Raw genomic sequence first — 24,113 nt, forward strand, 5'->3', positions numbered from 1 at the left:
GAGAAACGCTGTCGGCTGAAGCTTTGGGTTTATTGCGCTGGCGAATATAGCCGACCGCGCTCCTTGGAAATTAAGACAAAACAGTGTTCAATTGCTTAATAAATCCTCTAAATCTGACAGATCTATTAGGATCCGTTTATGTGGTGCACGTTTGACGCATCGCTGGTTTGCGAATGATGTTGATCAGGGGCGTGCGACTCCGGACTCGATGCAAGCGCGTGAGAAATATCGGGTTGAGGCACAACTTCCGCGTCGGTGGGCAGGCCGAGGCCGGATGCCAGAAGACCGGTGAAGTTGGTCCCCGGCACCACATTGACGGCGGCAGCGGCCGGGGTGATCGCCGCCGGCTGGATCTGGACCTGTGCCGCGGAGGCGGCCTTCACGTCAAACGCGACACCGGCCACCATGTGCGTGCTGCCGTCGGCCATCGTCATGCTGGCGGTGCCCAGGATCCGATTGCCGGCGACGATCGCGTCGCTTGGCGTCGAGGTGGTGGCGATGGAGCGGATGCCCACTTCGGAGAGGCTCCGCAGTTCACTGACCTGACTTATTCCGTCGCCGTTGCCGTCCTGCCAGACCTTCAGCGTGGCGAAGGCCTCGTCGGTGGCGTCAATGCGACCGTCATGGTTGCGGTCGAGGGACGCCAGCGCCTCAAGGCTGCTGTTGAAGCCGCTGCCGAACTGCTCCGATACCAGTTCGTGCGCGTCGTCGATGCGGCCGTTGCCGTCGCTGTCCTGTACAAGCAGGGCGTTGCCGGCCCCGACCCAGCCGGTGCTGTCGGCGACGCCGTCGCCGGTCACATCGAAATGCGTGCCGTCGGACAGCGGACGCAGGGACAGCCCCTGTCCGGTCATGTCCAGCACGATGGGATCGCTGGCGACGGTGGTGAGCTTTATGTTGTCGACGCGCAGGATCGGGTTGACGCTGTTGTCGCTCGTATCCGAGGTGCCGAAGCCAAGCGACAGGGTACTGTTGGCCGAAACCACCACGCTGAAACTGCCGCTGGCGCTCGCCTCCTTCGCCAGCAGCGTCACCACGCCGTTGACGCTGACGAAGGCGAAATCGTGATAGCCGGGATCCGAGAAGGTGAAGGACCAGTCGAAGGTCAGCTTCGTGTCCTGCGTCACCGTCACGGCCGTGCCGAGTTTCATGGCGTGGCCATAGGACGGCACGGTTCCGGTCGCGGCGGCGATCGAGCCGTACGTCAGGCCGAGAAAGTCCTCCAACTGGGTCGGCGTCTGGCCGCTCGCGGAGGTGATGGTGCCCTCATGACCGTCCCCGGTCGAGCCCACGCTGGTGCCGCCGGTGTAGGTCCAGCCGCTCAACCCATTGTCGAAGGAGCCGTTCGGGATCAGCACGCCGGGGTGCAGAGTCACGCTGTCGGTGGCGGTGGAGAAGGCGCTGCCGGCGCTGGTGTCCATCACGACCTTGGTGCCTGCGGTTCCGCTGGTCTGGTCCCAGGCATGAATGGTCAAAGCACCGCTGACGGTGGCGGGTACCGACGCGTTGGGCTGGAAATACAACTGGTCGGTCGGGCGCAGCAGCAGGGCGGAGTCGCTGTCGTTGACCGTGCCGACCAGGATCCAGGTCGTGCCGCCGTCGGTCGAGAACCACCAGTGCCCATAGCTCTCATTGGTGCCGACCAGGGCGATGCCGGTCACGGACCCCGCATCGCTGTCGGTGACGTTGACCGGGCCGGCGCCGTTCAGGCCGACCAGCTTCGAGACGGTAAACCCCGCGGTGCCTGCGGTGGGCGGCGCAAGCGCCTCCGCCGCGACGGAGAGGGAGAGGTCGGTGTCGATCAGAACCGGAGAGGAGTTGGGCGGCACCACCGTGACGGCAACGGATGCGCCGGCGGTCAGCGGCCCGCCCGCTCCGCCGCCGCCCTGGTCGTCCACCAGCATATGAATGCTGTCGGCGCCGATGTAGGAGGTTGCGGTATAGAGGAGCCCGTTGGTGGCGCCCAGCAGGCTGTTGATGGTGGCGAGCGTCGCCCGGACGGTGACGGTGTCCGTCCCGTTTCCGGTGATGACGGCATCTAGCCCATCGTTCGCTAGGGTCAGCGTCCCGTGTCCGGCGGACAGGGTGACCAGCATCGGTGTCGAACCGGCGTCGATGTCCGACACCGACAGCCCGGTAACCGCGACGGCAATGCCCTTCACCGTCGACAGCGAGGTCGTACCGGCGGTGACCTCCGGCGCGTCGTTGACCGGCGTGACGCTGCCGGTCAGCGCGATGGTTTCGGCACTGTAGACCGTGCTGCCGCCAACGCCCTGCGTCAGGTCGGCATGGCTTCCGGTCGCAGGCGTGCCGCCGCCCTCCTCGATCAGCCGAACCGTCAGCGCCGGGGTGGTGCCGTTCCAGTCGGCAGCCGGCACGAAACGCAGGCGATCGCCGGCGGCAATCACCAATGCCGATCCTTCCGATACCGCCCCTACGGCCGTCCAGGCGGTGCCGGTCCAATATTGCCAGATGCCTTGCGCGGCGGTTGCCGCGTTGCCGACGATGGCGATCCCAGAAAAGCGGTTGGCCGACGATCCTCCGGCCACGGCGTCGGCAGCGTCGGAGAAGAGGCCGCCGAACAGGCTGGTGACGGTTGCTCCGGCCGGATCGGCGGTGTCCTCGGCGATGTCCGGCAGGGTTGCTGCGGTGCCGGTCGCGACGGGAGCATCGTTGACGGCATCGACGGTGCCGGCCAGCGTGATGGTGCCGGCACTGAAGCGGCTGGTCCCACCGCCGGTGGTCTCGGTGACACGCCCGCCGCTGGCGAAGCTGCCCAGCGAATCGTCCACCATCCTTACGGTCAGAGCCGGCATCGTACCGTTCCAGTCGGCGGCGGGCAGGAAGCGCAGAGCGGTGCCGGCCGCCAGCAACAGCCCATTGCCGTCGCTCGCCACTCCGATGTTGGTCCAGGCGTCGCCGGTCCAGTATTGCCAGGATCCTTCGGACGCTGTCGCGGCGTTGCCGATCACCAGCACGCCGGCGAAGCCGTTCGCAGTCGATCCGCCGGCCACCGCGTCCGTCCGGTCGGAGAACAGGCTGCCGAACAGGGCGGAGACGGTCGTGCCGGCGGGATTGGCTGTATCTTCCGCAATATGGGCCAACGTCGCTGTCGTGCCGGTGGCGACCGGGGCGTCATTGACGGCGGTCACATGGCTGTCGAGCAGGATGGCGGACACGCTGTAGGGCGTCGTTCCGCCGACGCCGAGGCTTTTCAGGTCGACGCGGCCACCGCTGACGATGGCACCCTGGGAATCATCGACCAGACGCACCATCAGGCTGGGTGGCTGGCCGTTCCAGTCGGCGACGGGGAGGAAGCGCAGCATCGTGTCGGTGGACAGCAGCAGCGCATTGCCGTCCGACGCCGTGCCGACCGCGACCCATTTGCCACCGTCCCAATACTGCCACTCGCCCTGGGCGGCGTTGCCGGGATTGGCGACCACGGCGACACCGGCGAAGCCGTCGCCGGCCGCTCCAAAGACAGCATCGCTCGGATCGGAAAACAGCTTGCCGAACAGCGAAAGAACGCTGGCGCCGGCCGGGTTGGTGCCGTCCTCCGCCATGGCATCCAAGACCGCCTGTACGCCTGTCGCCACCGGGGCGCCGTTGACGGGGGTGATCTCAAGGGAAAGCTGCGCGACCTCCGACGACAGGGGCGTCGTGCCTCCCGTACCGGCAATCATAAACAAGCGATGTTCGGCGCCGCTGAAGCCGCTGGTCCATTCATCTCCCACCGCCCGAAGATCTAGGGCGGGAGCTTGTCCTGAGGCACCTGCCGTGGGCAGGAAGCGGAGAAGTGCATTGCCCGGCAGCACGAGGGCCGCCGTTTCGGCAACCGAGCCCACAACCAGCCAGTTGCTGCCGTCGACGCTGTACTGCCAGATGCCGAGCGCCGAACCGCTGTTGCCGACGATGGCGACGCCGACCACGCTGCCGCCGGTCTCCCCAGGACGGAACATCGATTCGATCAGATGGAAGACGGTGAATCCGGCGGGAGCGGTCGTTCCCTCGGTCACCGCCAGCGCCTTGGCCAGAGCCGCCGCGTCGAAGGACGATGACAGGGTAGGCGCGGCATTATGATGTTCGGCCGGAAGGCTGGGGGTGGAGGGAAGCGTCGGGGTGTTGCTGGGCGAACTGGTGCCGGTTGTGCCGGATGACGCGTTCTCGAGGGCCTGGACCGCCGCCTGGACCGCCCGCTGCTGGCTTTGCGCGGCGACGGCGAAGGCGTCGGTGGTGGTCAGCGCCTTGGTCACCGACGGAGATGAGACCGCCGGCCGTACATCCGCGGATGTGGTGGCGTGGGTGGACGTGTCGCTCGCGGTTGCCTTGTCCGTTACGCCGGCCTGATCGAAGCTAATTGTCTTGAGCGCGGCCTCGCTCATCGTCGCCTGCTTTGCCGCCGGGGCAGAGGAGGAGTCCGGCGCGGCGGGCATTCCATCCGCGGAGGCATCGGCCGCTTGTTTGTCGCCTGCGTTCTCCTTGGCATCGCCCTTGCCGTCATCCTTGTCGGCCGTGCCGTCCTTTTCCGCTTTAGCGTCCTGCTTGCCGTCCTTGGCCTCGGCGTCCGCCACCTGCCCGGCAGCCTTGCCGTCAGCGCTATCGCTGTGCTGCGCGCTGTTCTCCGCCGTCTTCTTGCCGTCGCCGGGCTTTTCGCCAGCGGCGGCCTTGTCCGGGTTGGCGAGGTCGGCCATCGCCTTGTCCTGCGGCGACACCGGGACTTCGCTGGCGTGGGCGTTCTGCTGGACGGTTTCGGCAGCCTGACGGGCCGCCGCCAGCGCCTGCCCGGCGGTCCGCCCTTCCGCCAGGGCCTGTCCCAGTGCCGCGCTGAATGTGGCTCCGCTTCCGCCAAGAGCCTGGACGGCTTGCTGGACATTGTGCCCGCTGGCGAGCGCCGCGACGAGCGGGTCGGCCTTGACGCCCTTCATCGTCTCGGCGGACAGGGCGGACAGGGCGACGACGTCCTGCCGTGCCGCGCCCAGTGCCCCGGCCGGTTCATGGCCCGCGGATAGTGCGCCTTCCAAAGCCTGACCGAACCCGCCGGATGCCTTCGCGTCGATACCGGCGGCCATGGCGAAGGTTTTTATGGTTTCCGCCACGTCGCGGCCGGACGCAAGCGACGCTACCAGCGCGTCGGTCGGCTTCGCCGGTACGACGGCGGCATGTTGGCTGGCCGTCATGTCCGATTGTGCCCTGACCGATGCACCAAGCGCCGCATCGGGCGCCCCACCCTGGGCCAGCGCATCATTCAGGACGCTGGCAAAGGCCGGGCCGCCCAGGGCATTGCGCGCCTCCGCGCCTCCGGACGCGAGCGTGGCGAGCAAATGGCTTCCGTAGGACTGGGCAACCGAGGCGGAGTGGGCCAAAACCTCGCTGCTGGCGCTCAGTTCCTGGGCTGCGGTGACCGCTGCGTCGGACTCGGCACCCCTGGACAGTGCCCGTTCGAGCGTATCGGCGAAGTGGCTGTTCTGATTGCTTCCCAATGCCTTGACGGCCTCCTGCACGCCCGCGCCCGAGGCCAGCGCGGCGGTCAGTTGGTCCACCGGAGAAACCGGAGGCGCTGAAGGAGGCGTATGGGCCGTCGGCGCGCTCAGGGACTGTGCCAGCGCGGCAACCGGGTCCGCCGCCCCCGCCGGCCGGGCGAGCGGGTCCATTACGCCGTTGAACAGGGCGGCGGACAGGTCGGCTGCCGAGCCCGGGACGGACAGTGATTGCGCGTCCACTCCCTGTCCTTGGGCCAATGCCGTTGCCATCCGCTGCTCGCCGGTCAGGGATGCCGCATCCTGCATCGCCTGAGTCATGCGCGCGGCGGCACCCGCAGCGATCCGGTTCGCCTGGAGGATGGCGGCATCCGGCGTGGCGTGGGCGCCGAGTCCATCGGCGAAGTCATGCATCCAGCCTTCCGCGAGCGTGCCTGCGGCGTTTCCAGGGAAGCCTTGGCTGCTCAAGGCTTCCGCCATCTTCTCCTGCACCGCAAGCAGCGCTTGCCGATTTCCGATCAGAAGCACCTCTGCCGCTTCCGAAGCGAGCGCCTCAGGGATGGTCATGAGCGGAGCGGACGGTGCATCGGCCTTCTGAGGGTCTGTCATCACGGCCCTTTCGCCGGGGCAGAAGTTGCTAGTAGCAACTGGCAATGAGACCGCGATTTTCTGAAGAAAATCTGAACGCTGTTAAATATGCGGGTGGGATTGTCAGCCCTTCCGCGACAAATCCATACCCTGAATAGGTTCTTTAGTTCAGAGAAATTCGATATTCACTGCCTGAGGGCTAAGCTTGGAGTAGTGCCGAAGCAAGACAAGCCAGTATGTCGCTACATTCCTCTGCCTCATATTTCCCGAAGCTCAGATTCTGATAATTGGCGAACTCAATTCTCGGTGGTTGCGCGCCCCCGCAACCAACCTTTACCGAACATACCAAAGGCCGGCCGCTTTCTCAGCGCCGGCCTTCTGTTTTTGGGCTCAGCCGAAGGCCGAGAGGCGTCACCAGATCACTCTCCAACTCGATCTCGACGACGCTGGTCATCAGCGGTGCTGAAGCGCACCGTTACCTGCTCGATCAGCGAACGCAGCCGGTCGAGCGTTTCGATCTGACGATGGGGATGCCGCAGATCTCGCTATACGTCGCGCAGATGCACCCTCAAGTACAACGTCCGGGGCGGAGGCGAATTGGACATCGCGCCAGCTATACCCTCAGCCGAGCAGCAGTTGCCCCGTTTTGTGACGGGCTTCCAATGATTTGGGTCGGAGGTCATAGCCGGTCTCCGGCGCAGCAGGAGCTATACCTGATCAATACCCAGCGCAACCAACTGTGCCAGTTCAACGCCTCATCCAGATGTCTTCAACATTCTACCGGATAACCTCCTATAGCGTCGTGCATTTCATAGGAAACGCACGACGCCATCGTCCCGATGCCGACTCACCTGTCGGATGTGATCGGCAGATTCCGAACACGGTTGCCCGTCGCTGCATACACGGCGTTTGCAACGGCAGGGGCGATGCCGGACGTACCGGATTCACCGACACCGAACGGCGCCTCCCCACTTTCGATGAGATGAACGGCCACGCGTGGAGCTTCGTCCATCCGCACCGCGGCGTAGCTGTCGAAATTCCCCTGTTCGACACGCCCCTCGGAGAAGGTGATCTGGCCGTAGAGTGCGGCGGAGAGGCCGAAGATGACGCCGCCCTGGATCTGGGCGATCACCGTGTCGGGATTGACCAGCTTGCCGCAGTCGACGACGGAGGTGACCCTGCCCACCCGAAGCGATCCGCCGACATGGACGGAGACCTCGGCGATCTGGGCGAGGATCGTTCCGCCGAAATCCTGAAGAAGGCTGATCCCGCGACCGCTTCCCGGAGGCAATGGCTCGCTCCAGGCGGATTTTTCCGCTGCCAGATCCAGCACGGCCCGGAGGCGCGGGTCATCCCGAAGGTGCCGCCGGCGAAATTCCAGCGGATCGACCCCGCTCGCCGCGGCCAGTTCGTCGATGAAGCTCTCGACGACGAACACGTTGTGGGTGGTTCCGACGCCTCTCCAGAAGCCGGACCGAAAAGCGTGCTCCTCATGCCGGACATAATCGACATGCCGGTTCGGGAATTGGTAAGGACCGGTCGCACTGGTCACCGCATCGGGGTCGAGCCCGTTCTGAACGGCCGGCGGCAGCCAGCGGGCGAGGGGCGACGGGCCGACGATCCGGTGGAACCAGCTCGTGACCCGGCCGTCCCGATCGAGTCCGGCTCGCAGCGTGTTGTGATAGGCCGGCCGGTAGAAATCGTGCTGCGTGTCCTCCTCGCGGCTCCAGACGACCTTGACCGGATGGTCCAGCCGCCGCGCGATGGACACGGCCTGGACGATGTTGTCGGTCTCGGCACGCCTGCCGAACGAGCCGCCGAGATATTGGTTGTGAATCGTCACACGATCCTGCTGCAGGCCCGCGGCGGCAGCCGCGGCAGCCTGGGCGCGGCTTGCCGCCTGGGTGCCGACCCAGACGTCACAGCGCCCGCCGTGCAGATGGACGGTGCAGTTGAGCGGTTCCATCGCCGCGTGGGCCAGGAGCGGCAGCCGGTAAACGGCCTCCACCCGCCGCGCCGCGCTGGCGAAGGCGCCCGCCTCGTCGCCCGCCTCGTCGCCCGCCTCGTCGCCGACCACGCCGTCCCGCTGCGAGGCCGCCTCCAGTTCGCCCTTGAGGCGGGCGGTCGAGAAGCCGGCGTTCGGCCCATCGTCCCAGGTGACGACCATGGTATCGAGAGCTTTCTTCGCGGCCGCCCAGTGGTCGGCGACGACCGCCACGGCATCATCGAGGCGAACAACGCTGCGGACTCCCGTCACCCGGCGTGCTTCGCGGTCGTCCAGACTGGCGATCCGCCCCCCGAGCACCGGCGAGGCCATCACCGCGGCGATCTTCATTCCCTGCAATCGCACATCCATGCCGAAGATCGCGGTGCCATTGATCTTGTCCGCCGAGTCCAGCCGCTTCTGCGGCCGTCCAATCAGGGTGAAGGCCGCCGCGTCTTTCAGCGTCACCTGCGGCGGTATGGGCAAGGTCGCCGCCCGTTCGGCGAGGTCGCCATAGGCGATGCGGCGGCGCGTCCGATCATGGACGACGAATCCCTCCGCCGCCCGGCATTCGGCGGCGTCCACCCGCCACTCCGCCGCGGCCGCGGCGATCAGCATCGTCCGCGCCGTGGCCCCGGCGCGGCGCATCGGCTCCCACGCCGCACGCATCGACAGCGAACCGTCGGTCTCCTGCGCTCCCATGATCGGGTTGCGGTAAAGCATGTCGTCGGCCGGCGCGTGTTCGAGCGTCACCGCGGCAAGCGGCACCTCCAGCTCCTCCGCGATCAGCATCGGCACCGAAGTATAGGTGCCTTGTCCCATCTCGACATAGGGCATGGTCAGCGTGACGGTGCCGTTCCGAGCGATCCTGATGAACGCGTTCGGAGCAAAATCGACCGGGCCGCTCTTCGAGAGAACCGGCGCCGCCAGCGGAACGCCGACCAGCAGCCCGCCCCCGACGGCGATGCCTGCGGACAGGACGGTGCGGCGCGATGGACCGTGGCCCGGGCGGGTGGCGGGAGTCGTCATTGCGCCGTCTCCATGGCCGGCTTGGCGAGATGGGCGGCGTGTCGGATCGCGTCGCGGATGCGGCTGTAGGTTCCGCAGCGGCAGAGATTTCCCGACATCGCCTCGTCGATCTCGCCATCGGACGGGTCGGGGTTTCCGGCGAGCAGGGCGGCGGCTGACATGATCTGGCCGGGCTGGCAATAGCCGCACTGCACCACCTCCAAGTCGATCCAGGCCTGCTGGACAAACCGGCCGGCGTCGGTGCGGTCCACGCCCTCGATGGTCACGATCCCGGCGGTGCCGACGCTGTCGATCGGAGTCTGGCAGGCGCGGATCGCCACGCCGTCGATGTGCACCGTGCAGCAGCCGCAAAGGCCGGCACCACAACCGAATTTCGTTCCAGTCATCCCGAGGATGTCGCGGAGCGCCCACAGCAGGGGCGTGTCGCCATCGGCGTCGATCTCGCGCGTCTCGCCGTTGATGGTCAGTCTGTAGGGCATGTCGTCGATCTCCTGATCCAAAGGGGGCCACGGTCATCGCCAACTCCGCAATCAGTGCGTTCCGGTGTTTGGCGAAGGGCGGTCGGCAGGCCCTGCATTTTCTGGATCAGGAGGTATTGCGGCAGGTTTACCCGTACAATCCCGAGGCGTTTGACTTGAAAGTTCACATTATGTGAACGTAGGCGCCGGCCGGCGTGCCGGTTGCCTCGGATCGGGTTCCGAAATCGCCGAGTTTCGCGGGAGGAGCATGTGGACAGATTGCGGGCCATGGAAGTTTTCGTCCATGTCGTGGATAGGAACGGCTTCCAGAGGGCCGCCCATGCCCTATCCCTGCCTCGCTCGTCTGTCACTATGACGATCCAGAGGCTGGAGCAGCATCTCGGGGTCCAGCTGATCAACCGCACGACGCGCCAGATCAAGCTGACCCCGGACGGGGAAGCCTATTACGAACAGAGCCGCCAGATCCTGTCGATGGTCGACACCGTCGAGAATGGACTGCGGGACGGGCGCGGGCGAGCCAGCGGCCGGCTGAGGGTGAACATGCCGGCCTCCATCGGGCGATCGATCATTCTTCCCGCGCTTCCAGGATTCCGTGAACGGTATCCCGAGGTGGACCTCGTGATCGGCATGAGCGACCGGCTGGTCGATCTCATCCAGGAAGGGATCGATTGCGTCATCCGCACTGGAACCCTGCCGGATTCCAGCCTCATTGCGCGGCGCATCGGCTGCTTCCGCTGGGTTGTCTGCGCCGCGCCGTCCTATCTTGCCGCGCGCGGTGAACCACAGGAACTGGCTGACCTCCAGGATCATCTCGCCATCGGCTACTCGTCCTCCCGCAACGGCCGGCCCGATGGGTGGACCTTCAGCGAGGGCGGTGCATCGACCACCATGACCATGCGGACCGGCTTGGTGGTCGACGAGACCTTCGCGCTCCGCGACCTCGCCACGGCCGGATTCGGGCTTGCCCGCCTGTCCGATTTCATCGTCGCCGACGCTGTGAAACGCGGTGACCTGCGCGAGGTGCTCGGTTCGTACAGCCCCAAACCGGTCCCCGTGTCCGTCCTCTATCCGTCGTCACGGCATCTTTCGCCTGCCTTGCGGGTCTTCGTCGATTGGGTGCAGAGCATAGCAGGCGCCAGACTAGCCCCTCCCTCGGTCGTATGAATTGGCAGGCCACATTTCTGATTCCCGAAGAGGTGCGCTCGGCATCGGTCGGCCGACAGTTCTTCTTCACCACCGTTTCTTTCCAGATGCGTTTGCGGACAGAGGTAAAACCTATGACGGCCAAAGGAGGCCGCGCGGTGGCGTTTGACTTCATTTGCATGTGGAGCTAGGGCTTTATTGCCACACAGCTACGCCGGCCCGTCGCGAAGCGGGCGAATTGGCAGGGTCGTGCGAATACTGCCTGTAAAAGGCGGATTATACATAAAGCCGGCTGAGCGCTGCGAGCAATCCCCGCTATTTCCGGTGCATTCGGGATGGGAAGGAACGTCATGTCGGACAAGCAGAATTACTCGGATTTTGAAGCGGACGTCGTCGTCGTCGGCGGAACGGCGGCCGGCTGTTCCGCGGCCATAGCGGCAGCCCGCGGCGGCATGACGGTCATCGTCCTGGAGCCGACGCCGACCCTGGGTGGGGTGACGACGAACGGTGTGCATTGCTTCGATACCGGCTCGTTGCAAGCCCTGAGCGGAATCGCGGAAGAGTTCGTGGACCTCGTACTGAGGCATTACAAGCAGGTCGGCCTGGTCGATCCGATGCTCGCAAGCCGGTCGGATGTCTTCTGGGAGTTCCATGTCGCCGAACGCATCTGGCGCGAGCTTCTGGCGAACCATCCGAACATCACGGTCATCACCGGTGCCGTCCCCGTCGATGTCGTGGTCGACCGGAAACGCCTCAGGGAGGTTCACTGGGAACCGGCCAGCGATTCCTTCGGCAACCCGCCCGGCGAGCCGACGCAGCCGAACCGGGTGCGCGGCAAGGTTTTCATCGATGCGAGTTACGAAGGCGACGTGGCGGCCTGGGCGGGAGCGCCGTTCGACATCGGCCGCGAAGCCCGCTCCGCGGAGGAGCCGCATGCCGGCGTGATCTACACCGCGACGCACGAACGCCGGGTCGACGACCAGGGGTTCCTGCCGTCGACGATCCTGCCGGGCAGCACGGGCGCGATGGACGACAACATCATGGCCTTCACCTACCGGTTGAGCCTGCGCTATCTGAAGGATGGCTCTCCGGGCCGCATGCAGGCCAGGCCGTCGTCCTATGACCCCGGCAAATACGCATGGAACTCCGCTGCGCTGTCCGCCGACGGCGTTCCCACCTTCGGACCCGACGTCATTCCGACGGTGAACGGCAAGATGATCCTCAATCGGCGGTACGAGGGGAACGATCTGCTCCAGGGGACGCGGGAGTTCATTCTTTCCCATCCCCGCGAGCGGACGGCGATCCGCCAGAATTTCTTCGATCACGTCCTGGGTTTCCTCCATTTCATCCAGACCGAAGGAGGAATGCCGCAACTCGTCCTCGCCGAAGACGAGTATGTCGAGAACAACCATCTTCCATACATTCTGTATGTCCGGGAAGGGCGGCGTTTCCGCGGGCAGGTGAAGATGACGGAAGCGAACGTCAATCCCTATCTGGCCGGACCGGGGCCGCGCCCACCGAGACAGCCGGATTCGATTGCGATCGGCGACTGGGCGATCGAGAGCAGGCGCTGCAACGACGAACCCAGTTCAGCGACGAAGACCTATGAAGGGTCGATGTTCATGCGGGCGCTCCGTGCTCCCTATCAGGTGCCGTACGGATGCCTGACACCGCAGGGCGTCGACAATCTGCTGGTCACCACGACCATCTCCGCCAGCCATGTCGCCTTCTGCGCCCTGCGCGTCGAAGCCCTCTGGACAGAAACCGGAACGGCGGCGGGCATCGCGGCGGGATTGTCCATCGGCTCCGGATGCAAGGTGTCGGAGGTGCCGGTTTCCGACATCCAGGAGGAGATGCTCCAGCGCAAATGCAAGCTGACCTATTTCTCCGACGTCGAAACCGGACATCCCGACTTCGTGGCGATCCAGAAGCTGGCGCTCAAGGGGTTCGTGCCGGACGACGAGCGCTACAGGTTCCTGCCCGACATGGCGGCGACCTGGGGGGACCTCGTCGAAGCCGCGGTGCTTTGCTTCGATATCCCGATCAGCGTGACCGGCTTCCATTTCGAGGGCATCAATCCGGGCCACCGCTCCTTCCGCTACGTCGAGTCACTCTATGATCTGGCCAGCCGGGCCGGTGTGTTGCTGTTCCCCAACATGCGCCATCCGGTCATCGATGTGCCCGCCGACCATCTCAGGCCGGAACTGCGCACGCGCTGGCTGGAGTTGCAGGTCGATGCCCCCGTGTCGTCCGCGCAAGGCGAAGCGTTTCTGGACCTGCTGCTCCAGTCGCTCGGCCATCCATCCGGCCATTCATCCGACAGTCGGCCCGGATCGCCGGAAAGCGCGCCGGCGCCAGCCCCGATGCTCACGCGGGGGGCCCTTGCAAGCCTGCTGATCGGCGCCGCGTGCGCCTGACGGCGCGATACGGCCAGCCGCTCCACGACGCATCCGCTGAAATGACAACAGGCTGGTCGCCAAGACCGGCCAACAGGAGGACACGGCCATGATCCGGACGAAATCCGTCATTGTTCCCTGCATTGCTGCCCTTGCATCCTGCTGGTTCGCCGGTGCCGAAGCGGCCGACAAGGTCAAGATCGGCTTCGTTGCGACCCTGTCGGGGACGAACTCTGTCATCGGGATCCATGCGCGGGACGCATTCAACCTCGCGATCGAGCATTCCGGTGGCAAGCTCGGCGGGTTGCCGGTGGAAGTCCTCGTCGAGGACGACCAGCAGAAGCCCGATGTCGCGCGTCAGATCGCGGACAAGTTCGTCGAATTCGACAAGGTCGACGTCGTCGTCGGGCCGGTGATTTCCAGCGCCCTGCTGGCAGCATCGGAACGGGTGACAAGCAACAAAACGGTCATGATCGGTCCGAACGCCGGACCGTCTCCCCTGGCCGGGGACAAGTGCTCCGAGTATTATTTCTCGACCTCATGGCAGGGCGACAATCTGGCCGAGGCGATGGGATCGGTGCTGCAGAACAAGGGAGTCAAGAAGCTCTATGTCATGGCGCCGAACTTCCTGTCCGGCCGGGACGTGATCAATGGCATCAAGCGGTTCTACAAGGGCACCATCGCGGGGGAAGTCTACACGCCTCTGAACCAACTGGATTTTGCGGCTGAACTGGCTCAGCTGCGGGCGGCGAAGCCGGACGCCGTTTTCGCGTTCTATCCGTCCGGGCTGGCGATCCAGTTCGTGAAGCAGTTCGTGCAGAGCGGCATGAAGGAGCAGTTCCCGCTCTACATGTCCTACTCGGTCGACAACATGAACCTCCCGGCCATCGGCGACGCCGCGCTTGGTATCACCGTGACCGATATCTGGAGTCATATCGGAGGCAACGAAGAGAACAGGAAATTCGTCGCGGATTTCATGCGCAAGTATAAATACGCGCCTTCAGCAACCGCAGCGCAGGCTTATGACGCCGGCCGGCTGCTGGACAGCGCGATCGGGAAGGTCAACGGGAAGATCGAAGACAAGAAGGCCTTTCTCGCGGCGATCAAGGCCGCCGATTTCCATTCGGTCCGCGGAAACTTCAAGTTCAACACCAATCATTTCCCGATCCAGGATCTGTTCGCCGGAACGGTCGTGAAGGGTGCTGACGGAGATCCGGTCATCGAGCTGGGTGGCGCGGTGATGAAGGAGCACGGTGACGTCTATGCGGCGAAATGCCCGTTGAAGTGAGTATGGTTCGGGGCCTGCAGAAGCAGGCCTCGGAAATTCAGGTCATTCTCCATTCTGAATGCCATTTTGTATAATGCCAGCCGTTCTGGGGAAGAGTGATTGACCGACGACCTCCGCCACTTCGCGGAGGTCGTTTCCCAACTCCGCCAAGCGTTCCAGGGAGTGTTGGCCGGCAATCGTGATGCCGCTGAGCCCGAACCGCGGCTGGCGGTTTGCGTCGGTCACCAGCGCGGCGACCGTGATGATTCCCCGATAGAGCTGGCCATTGTCGATTGCCCACCCGCGTTCGCGCGCGACGGCAACGTCCGCCGCATAGCTCTCGAAACCAGGGGGCGATTGCCAGCGCAAAGTCGAGAAACGTCGCCGTAGCTCGGAAGACGGCAGGTCAAGCGACGCCGCGACGCAGCGGCCGATCGCACCGATCAACTGCGGCACGCGAAGCCCGATCCGCATCTCGACCCTGACTGCCGTGTGGCTGTGAGCCCGGTCGATCAGCACGAGATGCCCGTTCTCGGTGACCCGCCACAGCACGATCAACATGTCGTAGTTGAGGGCCAGCCGTTCCAGTTCCGGACGGATCAGCTCCGCATGACCGATCCCGATCATTCCCGCCGCCATTTCCGCAACGGCCAAGCCCAGCGTGTAGCTCTTGTCGGCGCTATGGAAGGCGACGAAGCGGGCTCGCGCCAGCGTGCGCAGGATGTTGAAACAGGTGCTCGGGCTGATCCCCGTCCCGCGGGCCACGGCAGCCACCCCCACCGGCGCCGTCGCGCTGGAGAGGAAGCGAAGAATATGGACGGCGTTCACGACCGCCCCGACATCCTTCGAGGCAGGTGCCGCATCATTTCCATATACCGATTGATCTTCCGTATTCTGAATGATAGCCTCCCTGATCGTCGGTTGATCAATGCAAACCGAACGGGCCGTGATATGCCCTCGGAACTCGTCGGCAGGATCATCGGCACGAAAGAAGAAGTCAAGCTCAACTTGACCGATGCACCTAATAATGACCGGATATATGAAGATGTTTTGGCATCTTCTTGAAATATTCGGCGATAGCAAAAGTTTCAGAAAAGGGAGGAAGGGCATGGAATTTCGGCAGATGAGCTATTTTCTGTCCATCGTCGATCATAGGTCGGTGTCCGCTGCAGCGGCGCGTCTTGGCATCGCCCAGCCATCCCTGTCGGATGTCCTTGGAAAGCTGGAAAGGGAACTGGACGTGCAGTTGATGGTGCGGACCCCCCGCGGCACGCGCCTGACGGAGGCCGGTGCGGCGCTGGCCCGTCACAGCCGGGACATCCTGCATAACGTCGATATCGCCGTGCAGGAGGTCAGGAACCTGGGAGGAACCAATGCCGGGGGCGCCGTTTCCATCGGCCTGCCGCCCTCGATGGCCTTGCTGTTGAGCGTGCCGCTCGCCGAGACGGTCCGCAACGATTTTCCCGCCGTCCGCCTGCGCATCATCGAATCCATGTCGGGCTATGTCCTCGACTGGCTGACCTCGGGGCATGTCGACATCGCCTGTCTCTATGACCCGCCCGATTCCGACCAGCTCGTCGTCAAGCCGCTGCTCAACGAAGAACTGTACCTCGTCACCGCACCCGATCACTGGCCGTCGGCAGAGGTCGTCGACGGCGTCGCTGTCGAAGGATGCAGCTTCTCCGACGTCTGCAAACTGCCGCTCGTGCTGCCTAGCCGGCCCCATGGGCTGCGGGAGATCATCGAACGCCACGCCCGCTCGGCCGGCACCGCGACCAATGTGGTGATGGAGGTCGACTCGCTTGCGCAGATCCTGAAGCTGGTGGACCGGGCAAGCGCCTATACGATCCTTTCGCATGCGGCCTGCTTCGATGCGGTCCACGATGGCCGCGTCATCCTGGTTCCCATCGAGAAGCCGGCGCTGAAGCGGACCGCCTATCTGGCGCGCCGCGGCGACCGGCCCGCGAGCAGTGCCAGCCTCCAGGTGGAATCGGTGATCGGGACGATCCTGGAGGAGGCGATAAACCGCTTCAAACTGCGGGCCCAACTTGCCGCCACACGCTGACCTGCATGCCCGCTCCCCTGTTAGGAACCGGTGCTTGACTGTATTGGTTGTCGATCCCATTCCTGAGCAAGATACAGAACTAAGAGACAGAAGATCAGATATAAATAAACATTGGAGCGGCGTATAGATTTTATCTATCCATTATCAAGGAAAAATGGATGATCTTTCCTCTGTGTGACTTTGATATAGAAAAGCCCAGTCAAAGAAAATTGGCGATTTCGGGAGCGTCTTGCAGGTTCTTCTATTCGGAAGACCAATCCCAAGCCGGAGCGAATGGGCATGGATATGGGAATGAACGGGGTTCTGGAGGGCATCCGGGTCCTTGATTTCGGTCGCTACATCGCCGCCCCCTACTGCGCGGCGATGCTGGCCGGCCTGGGCGCCGAGGTCATCCGGATCGAGCGGCCCGGCGGCAACGACGACCGCTACGTGATGCCGCTCACCCCGGACGGCGAGGGCGCCGTCTATCACCAGATGAACAGCGGAAAGCGGTCGCTGACCCTCGACCTGACGCAGCCGAAGGCGCGGGATATCCTGACCCGCCTCGTCGCGGGCTGCGACGTGGCGGTGGTCAACCTTCCGCCCAAGGCCGCGCATCGCCTGGGATTGGACTATGAGGCGCTCCGTGCGGTGAAGCCGGACATCATCCTGGTCTCGATCACCGCCTTCGGCTCGCGCGGGTCGCGCAAGGACAGCATCGGCTTCGACGTGACCGGTCAGGCGATGAGCGGTGCGATGGCCTTGACCGGCCTGCCCGGCCAGCCTTTCCGGTCGGCCACCTCCTATGTCGATTACAGCACCGGGATTTCCGCGGCCTATGGGGCCTTGGCGGCCATCCTCGCCCGGTACAGGACGGGGAGGGGGCAACTGGTCGAGGCCTCCCTGCTCGGGACGGCGCTCGCCATCATGAATCCGGTGCTGATCGAGGAGGCTTCCGGCGCCCGTTCCCGGAGCGCGACCGGCAACCGCAGTCCGATTTCGGGACCTTCCGATCTCTTCGTGACGCGCGACGGGTGGGTGTTCGTCCAGGTGATCGGTCAGGATATGTTCGAGCGCCTGGCACGGCTCGTCGGGGCGCCGGGGTTGATCGACGATCCGCGTTTCGCCGACGACATCGGACGCGGCGAACATGGTGAGGTCCTGAGCACGATCGTCGCGGAGTGGTGCGCGCCGCGGACCAGCGCGGAGTGTCTGGCCGAATTGGCGGAAGCCCGTGTCCCGGGCTGCCGGCTCCTGTCGCCTGCCGAGGCGCTGGTCGAACCCCAGCATGCCGAAGGCGGACATTTCGACTGGGTGCAGCCGCCAGGGCTTCCCGCCGCGATTCCGCTCGTGGCGCCGACGGCCAGGCTGACGGCGGGGGCGCGGCGGGGGCGGCAGCCGGCGCCGGCGCTGGGGGCCGATACCGACGACATCCTGAAGAGCTTGGGGTACGGCGATCGTGAGATCGCCGATTTTCGGACTACCGGCGTCGTCTGACGCGACTGCCTGCAGATCCCCCTGCAACTGTTGCCGGCCGGTGTATTCCCGTCCGCAGCCAAGGAGTATGCGGCATGCAGACTGCATTGCAAATCATTGCCACGGGGCTTCAGATCGGCGCCATCTATGTGCTGTTCTCCCTTGGCCTCACCCTGACCTTCGGAATCATGCGCATCGTCAATTTCGCGCATGGCCAGTTCTTCACCCTCTCGGCCCTGGTCGTGGCGGTGGTGATGCCGTACCTGGCGACCGCCGGCCTGCCGCTGCCAGCGGCCTTCGCCGGCTCCGCCGCGGCCGGGGTCGCCGCCTCGCTGCTGCTGGGCCTCGTCACCTATGAGTGGGGGTTCAAGCGCCTCCAGCGCGACTTCGTCGGGTCCTTCATCCTGTCGCTCGGCCTGATCCTGCTGCTCGAAGGGCTGTACCTCGACGTCTTCGGCGGTGCAGTGCGGTCGGTCCCGCCGATCATCGACGGTACGGTGTCGGTCTTAGGCGCGTCGCTGACCTCCCAGCGCCTTCTGCTCTGCTTCGTCGCCGTGGTCCTGACCGGCCTGCTCTACGCGGCGCTGGCGATGACGCCGGTGGGCAAGGCCCTGCGCGCGGCGTCGATCGACCACGAAGCGGCGATGCTTCAGGGCATCCCCTACCAGCGCATCGCGCGGCACGGCTTCATGATCGCGACGCTGCTGGCGGCGGTCGCCGGCGCCCTGATCGCGCCGGTCTCGGTGGTCACCACGACGCTGGGTTCCGACTACCTGATCAAGGGGTTCATCGCCGTGATCGTCGGCGGGCTGGGTAGCATTCCGGGCGCCATCATCGGCAGCCTGTTCATCGCGCTTGTCGAGAGCGTCGGCGGCTACTTCTTCGATCCGTCGCGGGCAAGCATCGCCATCTTCGCGCTGGTCATGGTGGTCCTGCTGGTCAGGCCCCAGGGGTTGATGGGACATGGATAATCACGCAATTCTGAAAGCCGGCGCTCCAGCCGTCCTCGCCATCGCACTCGCGGCGGTCCTTCCGGCGTCCTATGCGTCGAACCTGCTGAACTGGATCGCCATCGCCGCGCTGATCGCCGCCAGCCTCAGGATGGTCCTGCTGTTCGGCGAACTCAACTTCGGCACCGCGGCCTTCGTCAGCATCGGCGCCTATACCGCCGGCCTGCTGACGACCCGCTTCGAGCTGCCCTTCCTGGCGGCGATCCTGGCCGCCGGCGTCATGGCCGCCCTGGTCAGCATTCTGTTCGGTTATGTCACGCTGCGGATCAAGGGGCCCTATTTCAAGCTGATCGGCTTCGCCTTCGCCGAAGTCGTGCGGCTCTGCTGCACGCAGATCGACTGGCTCGGCGGGAATTCCGGAATGGTCGGCATCTTTCCGCCGGCCGGTCTGGACGCTTGGTACGGCACCTTCGTCATGACCGCGGTCGTTCTGATGCTGGTCGGGCTTTATGCCGTGGAGCGGTCCGATTTCGGCAAGGTCCTAACCGCCATCCGCGACAATGACGCGGTGGTGCGGACGGTAGGCATCGACGTGCACCGCGCGAAGGTGATCTGCTTCGCCATCGCCTGCTTCGCCGCCGGGATCGCGGGGTCGCTCCAGGCCTTCGCCAACACCGTCATCAGTCCCGGCGATTTCGGCGTGCTGCTCTCGATCATGGCGCTTGCCTACCTGAAGGTCGGCGGCGAGGAGTCGATCTTCGGACCGGTCGCCGGTGCCGCGCTCCTGATCCTTCTCGGCAGCGTCGCGCTGAGCTTCGGGGCAGGAGAACATGTCTTCTACGGCGCCGCAATCGTCCTGTCGGTGCTGATCATGCCCAAGGGGATCGTCGGCATGGTGGACGGACTCCTGCGCCGGCCGGGCGGGCCGGCCGCTTCCACCCCGGCCATCCGGGAGGCTCGTGGACAATGACCGACACCACCGCACTTCTGCGAACCGAAGCATTGACCCGCCGTTTCGGCGGCCTGCTGGCGGTTTCCAATCTCGACATGGACATCCGTCCCAACGAGATCCTCGGCCTGATCGGCCCGAACGGCGCCGGCAAGAGCACGACGTTCAACCTGATCAGCGGCTTTCACAAGCCGACGGCCGGACGTCTGTTCATTGGGGGACGCGATGTCACCGGCCGGTCGCCCGAACAAATCAGCCGGCTGGGCCTGGTCCGGACCTTCCAGCATGGCAGCCTGATGCGCGGCATGACGGTGCGCGACAATCTGCTGGTCGGCGCGGTGGGGGCGCTGCCGCAGGCGCGTGGCGAACCGCGCCGCGCCCGTGTGGCGGAGACGGCGAAGCGTCTGCGCCTCACCGCCTATCTCGACGAAAGGGCGGGCAACCTGCCGCACGGCCTCCAGCGGCTGGTCAGCATCGGGATCGCCGTGGCCACCGGGCCACGGGTGCTTTGCCTGGACGAGCCCCTGACCGGGCTGAACCAGTCTGAGGTCGCCGGCATCCTGGACCTCTTCCGCTCGATCCGGGACGAGGACGGCAGTTCGATCCTGCTGGTCGAGCACAACATGAAGGCGGTCATGCAGGTCTGCGACCGGATCGTCGTCCTTCACCACGGCCAGAAGCTCGCCAGCGGCACGCCCGCGGAGATCGGCCGCGACGAAGCCGTCATCTCCGCCTATTTGGGAAAGCGCCATGACTCCCACTGAACTTTCCCTGGAGATCACGGATCTCAGCGTCAATTTCGGCGTGGTTCCCGCTCTGCGCGGCGTATCGCTGGCGCTGCGCAGGGGGCGGATCGCCACGATCATCGGCGCCAACGGGGCCGGCAAATCGACGATCATGAAGGCGGTCTGCGGTCTGGTGAAGCCTCGTGGCGGCAGCGTCAGCCTGTTTGGCAAGCCGGTCACCGGCCTGCCCGCCGACGAGATCGTCGTGCGCGGCCTGTCGCTGGTCCCGGAAGGCCGCCGGCTGTTCGGCAGCATGACCATCCGCGAGAATCTCGAGCTTGGCGCCTACCGACGCAAGGACAGGCTGCGGGTGGGCGAAGACTTCGCGCGCGTGCTTGACTATTTCCCGGCGCTGCGCGACCGGCTGTCCACCCCGGTCGGCAGCCTCAGCGGCGGTCAGCAGCAGATGGTCGCCGTCGGCCGGGCATTGATGAGCGCGCCCAGGATCCTGCTGCTTGACGAGCCCACCATCGGGCTGGCACCGGCGGTGGTCGACGATATCGCCGGAATCGTCAGGACGATCGGGCGATCCGGCGTCGACGTCCTTCTGGTGGAGCAGAACGCCGAAGTCGCGCTGTCGATCGCCGACTACGGCTACATCCTGGAAAACGGCAGCATCGTGGCCGAGGACGAGTCCACCGCGCTGGCGCGCAGCGAGACGGTCCAGCGGGCCTACCTTGGCATTTGAGGCCGCTCCGTCGGGGGGCGGGCCATGGCATATTATTCGCTTGAAGGGCAAACTGTTCGATGACTGAAGTGAACAGCCAGTGTGGAGGGTGTCCGTGACGAAAGACCAATACGGTGTTTGGACGCCCAGCGCGAACGACATCGAATCCGCAAAGGTCACCGAACTGGGCAGGCTGCTCGGCGTATCGGATTACGATGCGCTCTATCGTCTGTCGATCGACGAGCCCGAGCGGTATTGGAGGACGGTGACCGACTATTGCGGCATTGTCTGGCAACGTCCCTACGACCGGCTGGTCGATCTCAGCGACGGGATGGAATTCCCACGCTGGTTCGTCGGCGGCGAACTGAACTGGGTCGACTCGATTCTGGCCCGTGCCGCCGATCCCGACCTGCGCGATCGTCCGGCCATCGTTGCCGAACACGAGGACGGCACCGTCGGCAGCATTCCCTACAGGGAATTGCCCGAAGCGGTCGGCCGCTTCGCCGGCGGGCTTGCGGGGCTGGGCATCGGACGCGGCGACCGTGTCGGCCTGCTGATGGAAACCGGCATCGAGAGCATCGTCTCCCTGCTGGCGCTCTCCCATATCGGCGCCATCGCCGTGCCGCTGTTCAGCGGCTTCGGCGTCGACGCGATCGTGGCACGGCTTGCCTCCTGCTCGGCGACGGCGCTGCTCGGCACCACGGGCTTCCACCGGCGCGGCCGCTGGATCGGCGTCCTGGCGCATCTGCGCGAGGCGGCGGCGAACCTCCCGGATCTGAGCAGCATCATCGTCAAGCGTCAATCGGCGGACGAGGAGCTGCCCGCGGGGTGGCACGACTGGAACGTCGTATCGGCGTCGGGGGTGGCGCACGCCGCGAAAGCGTCGGCGCGCATGTCGCCCGACGATCCCTTCATGATCATCTACACCTCCGGCACCACGGGAAAGCCCAAGGGAGCCGTTCACACCCACGGCGGCTTCCCGGTCAGGATCGCCCACGATGCCGCGGTCCACTTCAATGTCGGCCGGGGGGACGTGTTCTGCTGGCCGGCGGACATGGGCTGGATCGCCGGCGCGCTGGTCGCCACGACGGCGCTGATGCGGGGAGCGATGCTGGTCTGCTATGACGGCGCCCCCGACTTTCCGGACTGGTCGCGCATGTCGCGGCTGATCGAACGGCATCGCATCACCCATTACGGATCCGCGCCGACCCTGATCCGCGGACTGGCCGCCAATGCGGCGGTGTCGATGCGGGGCGACCTGTCGAGCGTGCGGCTGCTGATCACCGCCGGCGAGGGCATCGACCCCGAACATTTCCAGTGGTACCAGCAGAATTTCGGCCATGGGGCGGCACCGGTCATCAACTATACCGGCGGCACCGAGGTGTCGGGAGCCCTGCTGTCCAGCGTCGTGGTCAAGCCGATCATGCCGTCGGGCTTCAACACCGCCTCGCCGGGAATCGTGGTGGACGTGGTCGACGATGCCGGGCGCAGCCTGACCGGCCAGATCGGCGAACTGGCGGTCCTCGGCCCCTTCATCGGCATGACCAAGGCCTTCTGGCAGGACCGCGAACGCTATCTCGACAGCTACTGGCGGACCATTCCCGGCATGTGGATCCACGGCGATCTGGTGATCCGTGACAGCGAAGGCAATCATTTCCTGCGCGGACGCTCGGACGATACCTTGAAGGTTGCCGGCAAGCGGCTGGGGCCGGCGGAGGTGGAGGACGTGCTGCTGGAATTGCCGGACATCGCGGAGGCTGCGGCCATCGGGGTGGACGATGCTGTCAAGGGGCAGAAGCTGGTGGTCTTCGTGGTTCCCGCAACGGGCGGCGCGCGCGACGCCGCCGCGCTGTCGGTGGCGGCCGGGAAGCACATCGAACTGCGGCTCGGCAAGCCCTTCCGGCCGGAGAAGGTCCATGTGGTGAGCCAAATCCCCAAGACGCGCACCAGCAAGAGCATGCGGCGCGTGATCCGAAACATCTACCAGAACCGCCCGCCGGGAGACCTGACCGCCCTGAGCAACCCCGATGCGCTCGACGAGATCAGGGCGGCAATTGGCCAATAGGTGGCGGCAGCAAGGAGGGGAAAATGGATCTGGAGTTGAAGGGCAAAAAAATCCTGATCACCGGCGCATCGCAGGGCATCGGCGAGGGGCTGGCCCACGCGTTCGCCGCCGAAGGCTGCTCGCTGCATCTGGTGGCGCGATCCGCCGACAAGCTCGACGCGCTGGCTCAGGCGATCCGCGCCGAGCACGACGTCGCTGTCGCCGTGCAGGCGCTCGACCTGACCGAACCGGGGGCCATCGACCGCCTCGTCGGGGTCTGCGGCGTTGTGGACGTGCTGGTCAACAATGCCGGCGCCATTCCGGGCGGCGACCTTTGGGAGGTCGATGCGGAGCGTTGGCGCGCCGGATGGGAGCTGAAGGTCTTCGGCTATATCGATCTGACGCGGGCGATGTACCGGCTGATGAAGGCGAACGGCAGCGGCGTGATCCTGAACAACATCGGGAACGGCGGTGAAGTCTTCGATTTCAACTACATCGCCGGAAGCACGGGCAATGCCAGCCTGATGGCCTTCACCCGCGCGCTCGGCGGGCGCAGCCTGGACGACAACATCCGGGTGGTCGGCGTCAATCCGGGGCCGGTGGCGACCGCCCGCATCGAGGGTCTTCTGAGGAAGCGCGCCAAGGCCCTCCATGGCGACGAGGAGGGCTATCTGCAGTTGGCGCGGGCCTATCCGCTGGGCCGGCCGGCCCATGTGGCGGAGGTCGCCAGCCTCTTCGTCTTCCTGGCCTCGCCGCGATCCGGCTACACGTCGGGCGCGATCTTCACCGTCGATGGCGGCATCGCCTCGCGGCGTTCCATAACGTGAAAGACATT

General features: G+C 65.3%; 15 protein-coding genes. 11 read left to right on the forward strand and 4 right to left on the reverse strand.

The window, feature by feature from the left end; translation table 11 throughout:
* Positions 1-125: 125 nt before the first annotated feature.
* The 3 genes from ACCD06_RS20525 to ACCD06_RS20535 all read right to left on the reverse strand — a co-directional run bounded on the left by ACCD06_RS20525 (position 126) and on the right by ACCD06_RS20535 (position 9,557).
* Entirely contained in the window at positions 126-6,086 is a 5,961-nt protein-coding gene (locus ACCD06_RS20525) for a hypothetical protein (RefSeq protein WP_413343087.1), read from the reverse strand.
* Between the two features lie 826 nt (positions 6,087-6,912).
* Positions 6,913-9,078, reverse strand: coding sequence for a molybdopterin cofactor-binding domain-containing protein (locus ACCD06_RS20530; RefSeq protein ID WP_413343089.1), 2,166 nt, complete (start codon positions 9,076-9,078; stop codon positions 6,913-6,915).
* Positions 9,075-9,557: a (2Fe-2S)-binding protein gene (locus ACCD06_RS20535; protein WP_413343091.1), complete on the reverse strand. Its 483-nt coding sequence runs from the start codon at positions 9,555-9,557 to the stop codon at positions 9,075-9,077. The genes ACCD06_RS20530 and ACCD06_RS20535 overlap by 4 nt, the downstream gene beginning before the upstream one ends.
* Positions 9,558-9,824: 267 nt before the next feature.
* Here ACCD06_RS20535 and ACCD06_RS20540 point away from each other — a divergent pair, with 267 nt between their 5' ends.
* The 3 genes from ACCD06_RS20540 (at position 9,825) to ACCD06_RS20550 (ending at position 14,384) form a co-directional block, all read left to right on the forward strand.
* The gene (locus ACCD06_RS20540; protein ID WP_413344058.1) at positions 9,825-10,721 is read left to right on the forward strand and encodes a LysR family transcriptional regulator; all 897 of its coding nucleotides are present in this window, start codon (positions 9,825-9,827) and stop codon (positions 10,719-10,721) included.
* Between the two features lie 329 nt (positions 10,722-11,050).
* On the forward strand, positions 11,051-13,117 hold the full coding sequence (locus ACCD06_RS20545; protein WP_413343093.1) for an FAD-dependent oxidoreductase: 2,067 nt from the start codon (positions 11,051-11,053) through the stop codon (positions 13,115-13,117).
* An 88-nt stretch (positions 13,118-13,205) separates the two neighbouring features.
* On the forward strand, positions 13,206-14,384 hold the full coding sequence (locus ACCD06_RS20550) for an ABC transporter substrate-binding protein (RefSeq protein WP_413343095.1): 1,179 nt from the start codon (positions 13,206-13,208) through the stop codon (positions 14,382-14,384).
* A 42-nt stretch (positions 14,385-14,426) separates the two neighbouring features.
* On the opposite strand, the gene ACCD06_RS20555 is transcribed toward ACCD06_RS20550, so the two are convergent.
* The gene (locus tag ACCD06_RS20555; protein ID WP_413343097.1) at positions 14,427-15,473 is read right to left on the reverse strand and encodes an IclR family transcriptional regulator; all 1,047 of its coding nucleotides are present in this window, start codon (positions 15,471-15,473) and stop codon (positions 14,427-14,429) included.
* Positions 15,474-15,486: 13 nt separating this feature from the next.
* Between ACCD06_RS20555 and ACCD06_RS20560 the strand changes: the two genes are divergently transcribed.
* From ACCD06_RS20560 to ACCD06_RS20595, 8 genes are all read left to right on the forward strand, one after another.
* The gene (locus ACCD06_RS20560; protein WP_413343099.1) at positions 15,487-16,428 is read left to right on the forward strand and encodes a LysR family transcriptional regulator; all 942 of its coding nucleotides are present in this window, start codon (positions 15,487-15,489) and stop codon (positions 16,426-16,428) included.
* 291 nt (positions 16,429-16,719) lie between these two features.
* Positions 16,720-17,904, forward strand: coding sequence for a CaiB/BaiF CoA transferase family protein (locus ACCD06_RS20565; RefSeq protein ID WP_413343101.1), 1,185 nt, complete (start codon positions 16,720-16,722; stop codon positions 17,902-17,904).
* 74 nt (positions 17,905-17,978) lie between these two features.
* Positions 17,979-18,854 carry a branched-chain amino acid ABC transporter permease gene (locus tag ACCD06_RS20570; RefSeq protein ID WP_413343103.1) on the forward strand — a complete coding sequence of 292 codons (876 nt, stop codon included), beginning with the start codon at positions 17,979-17,981 and terminating at the stop codon, positions 18,852-18,854.
* A complete protein-coding gene (locus ACCD06_RS20575; protein WP_413343105.1) occupies positions 18,847-19,803 on the forward strand; it encodes a branched-chain amino acid ABC transporter permease in 957 nt (318 codons plus the stop codon). Before ACCD06_RS20570 ends, ACCD06_RS20575 begins: the two co-directional genes overlap by 8 nt.
* Complete coding sequence (locus tag ACCD06_RS20580) at positions 19,800-20,546, forward strand: ABC transporter ATP-binding protein (RefSeq protein ID WP_109095797.1); 747 nt, start codon at positions 19,800-19,802, stop codon at positions 20,544-20,546. The genes ACCD06_RS20575 and ACCD06_RS20580 overlap by 4 nt, the downstream gene beginning before the upstream one ends.
* Positions 20,533-21,255 (forward strand): ABC transporter ATP-binding protein, encoded by a 723-nt coding sequence (locus tag ACCD06_RS20585; protein WP_413343108.1) that lies wholly within the window; start codon positions 20,533-20,535, stop codon positions 21,253-21,255. The genes ACCD06_RS20580 and ACCD06_RS20585 overlap by 14 nt, the downstream gene beginning before the upstream one ends.
* 94 nt (positions 21,256-21,349) lie before the next feature.
* Positions 21,350-23,299: an AMP-binding protein gene (locus ACCD06_RS20590; protein ID WP_413343110.1), complete on the forward strand. Its 1,950-nt coding sequence runs from the start codon at positions 21,350-21,352 to the stop codon at positions 23,297-23,299.
* 23 nt (positions 23,300-23,322) lie between these two features.
* Positions 23,323-24,105: an SDR family oxidoreductase gene (locus tag ACCD06_RS20595; RefSeq protein WP_413343112.1), complete on the forward strand. Its 783-nt coding sequence runs from the start codon at positions 23,323-23,325 to the stop codon at positions 24,103-24,105.
* Positions 24,106-24,113 lie beyond the last annotated feature (8 nt).

The sequence above is a fragment of the Azospirillum sp. CT11-132 genome, from assembly GCF_047302835.1.
Taxonomy (GTDB): Bacteria; Pseudomonadota; Alphaproteobacteria; order Azospirillales; family Azospirillaceae; genus Azospirillum.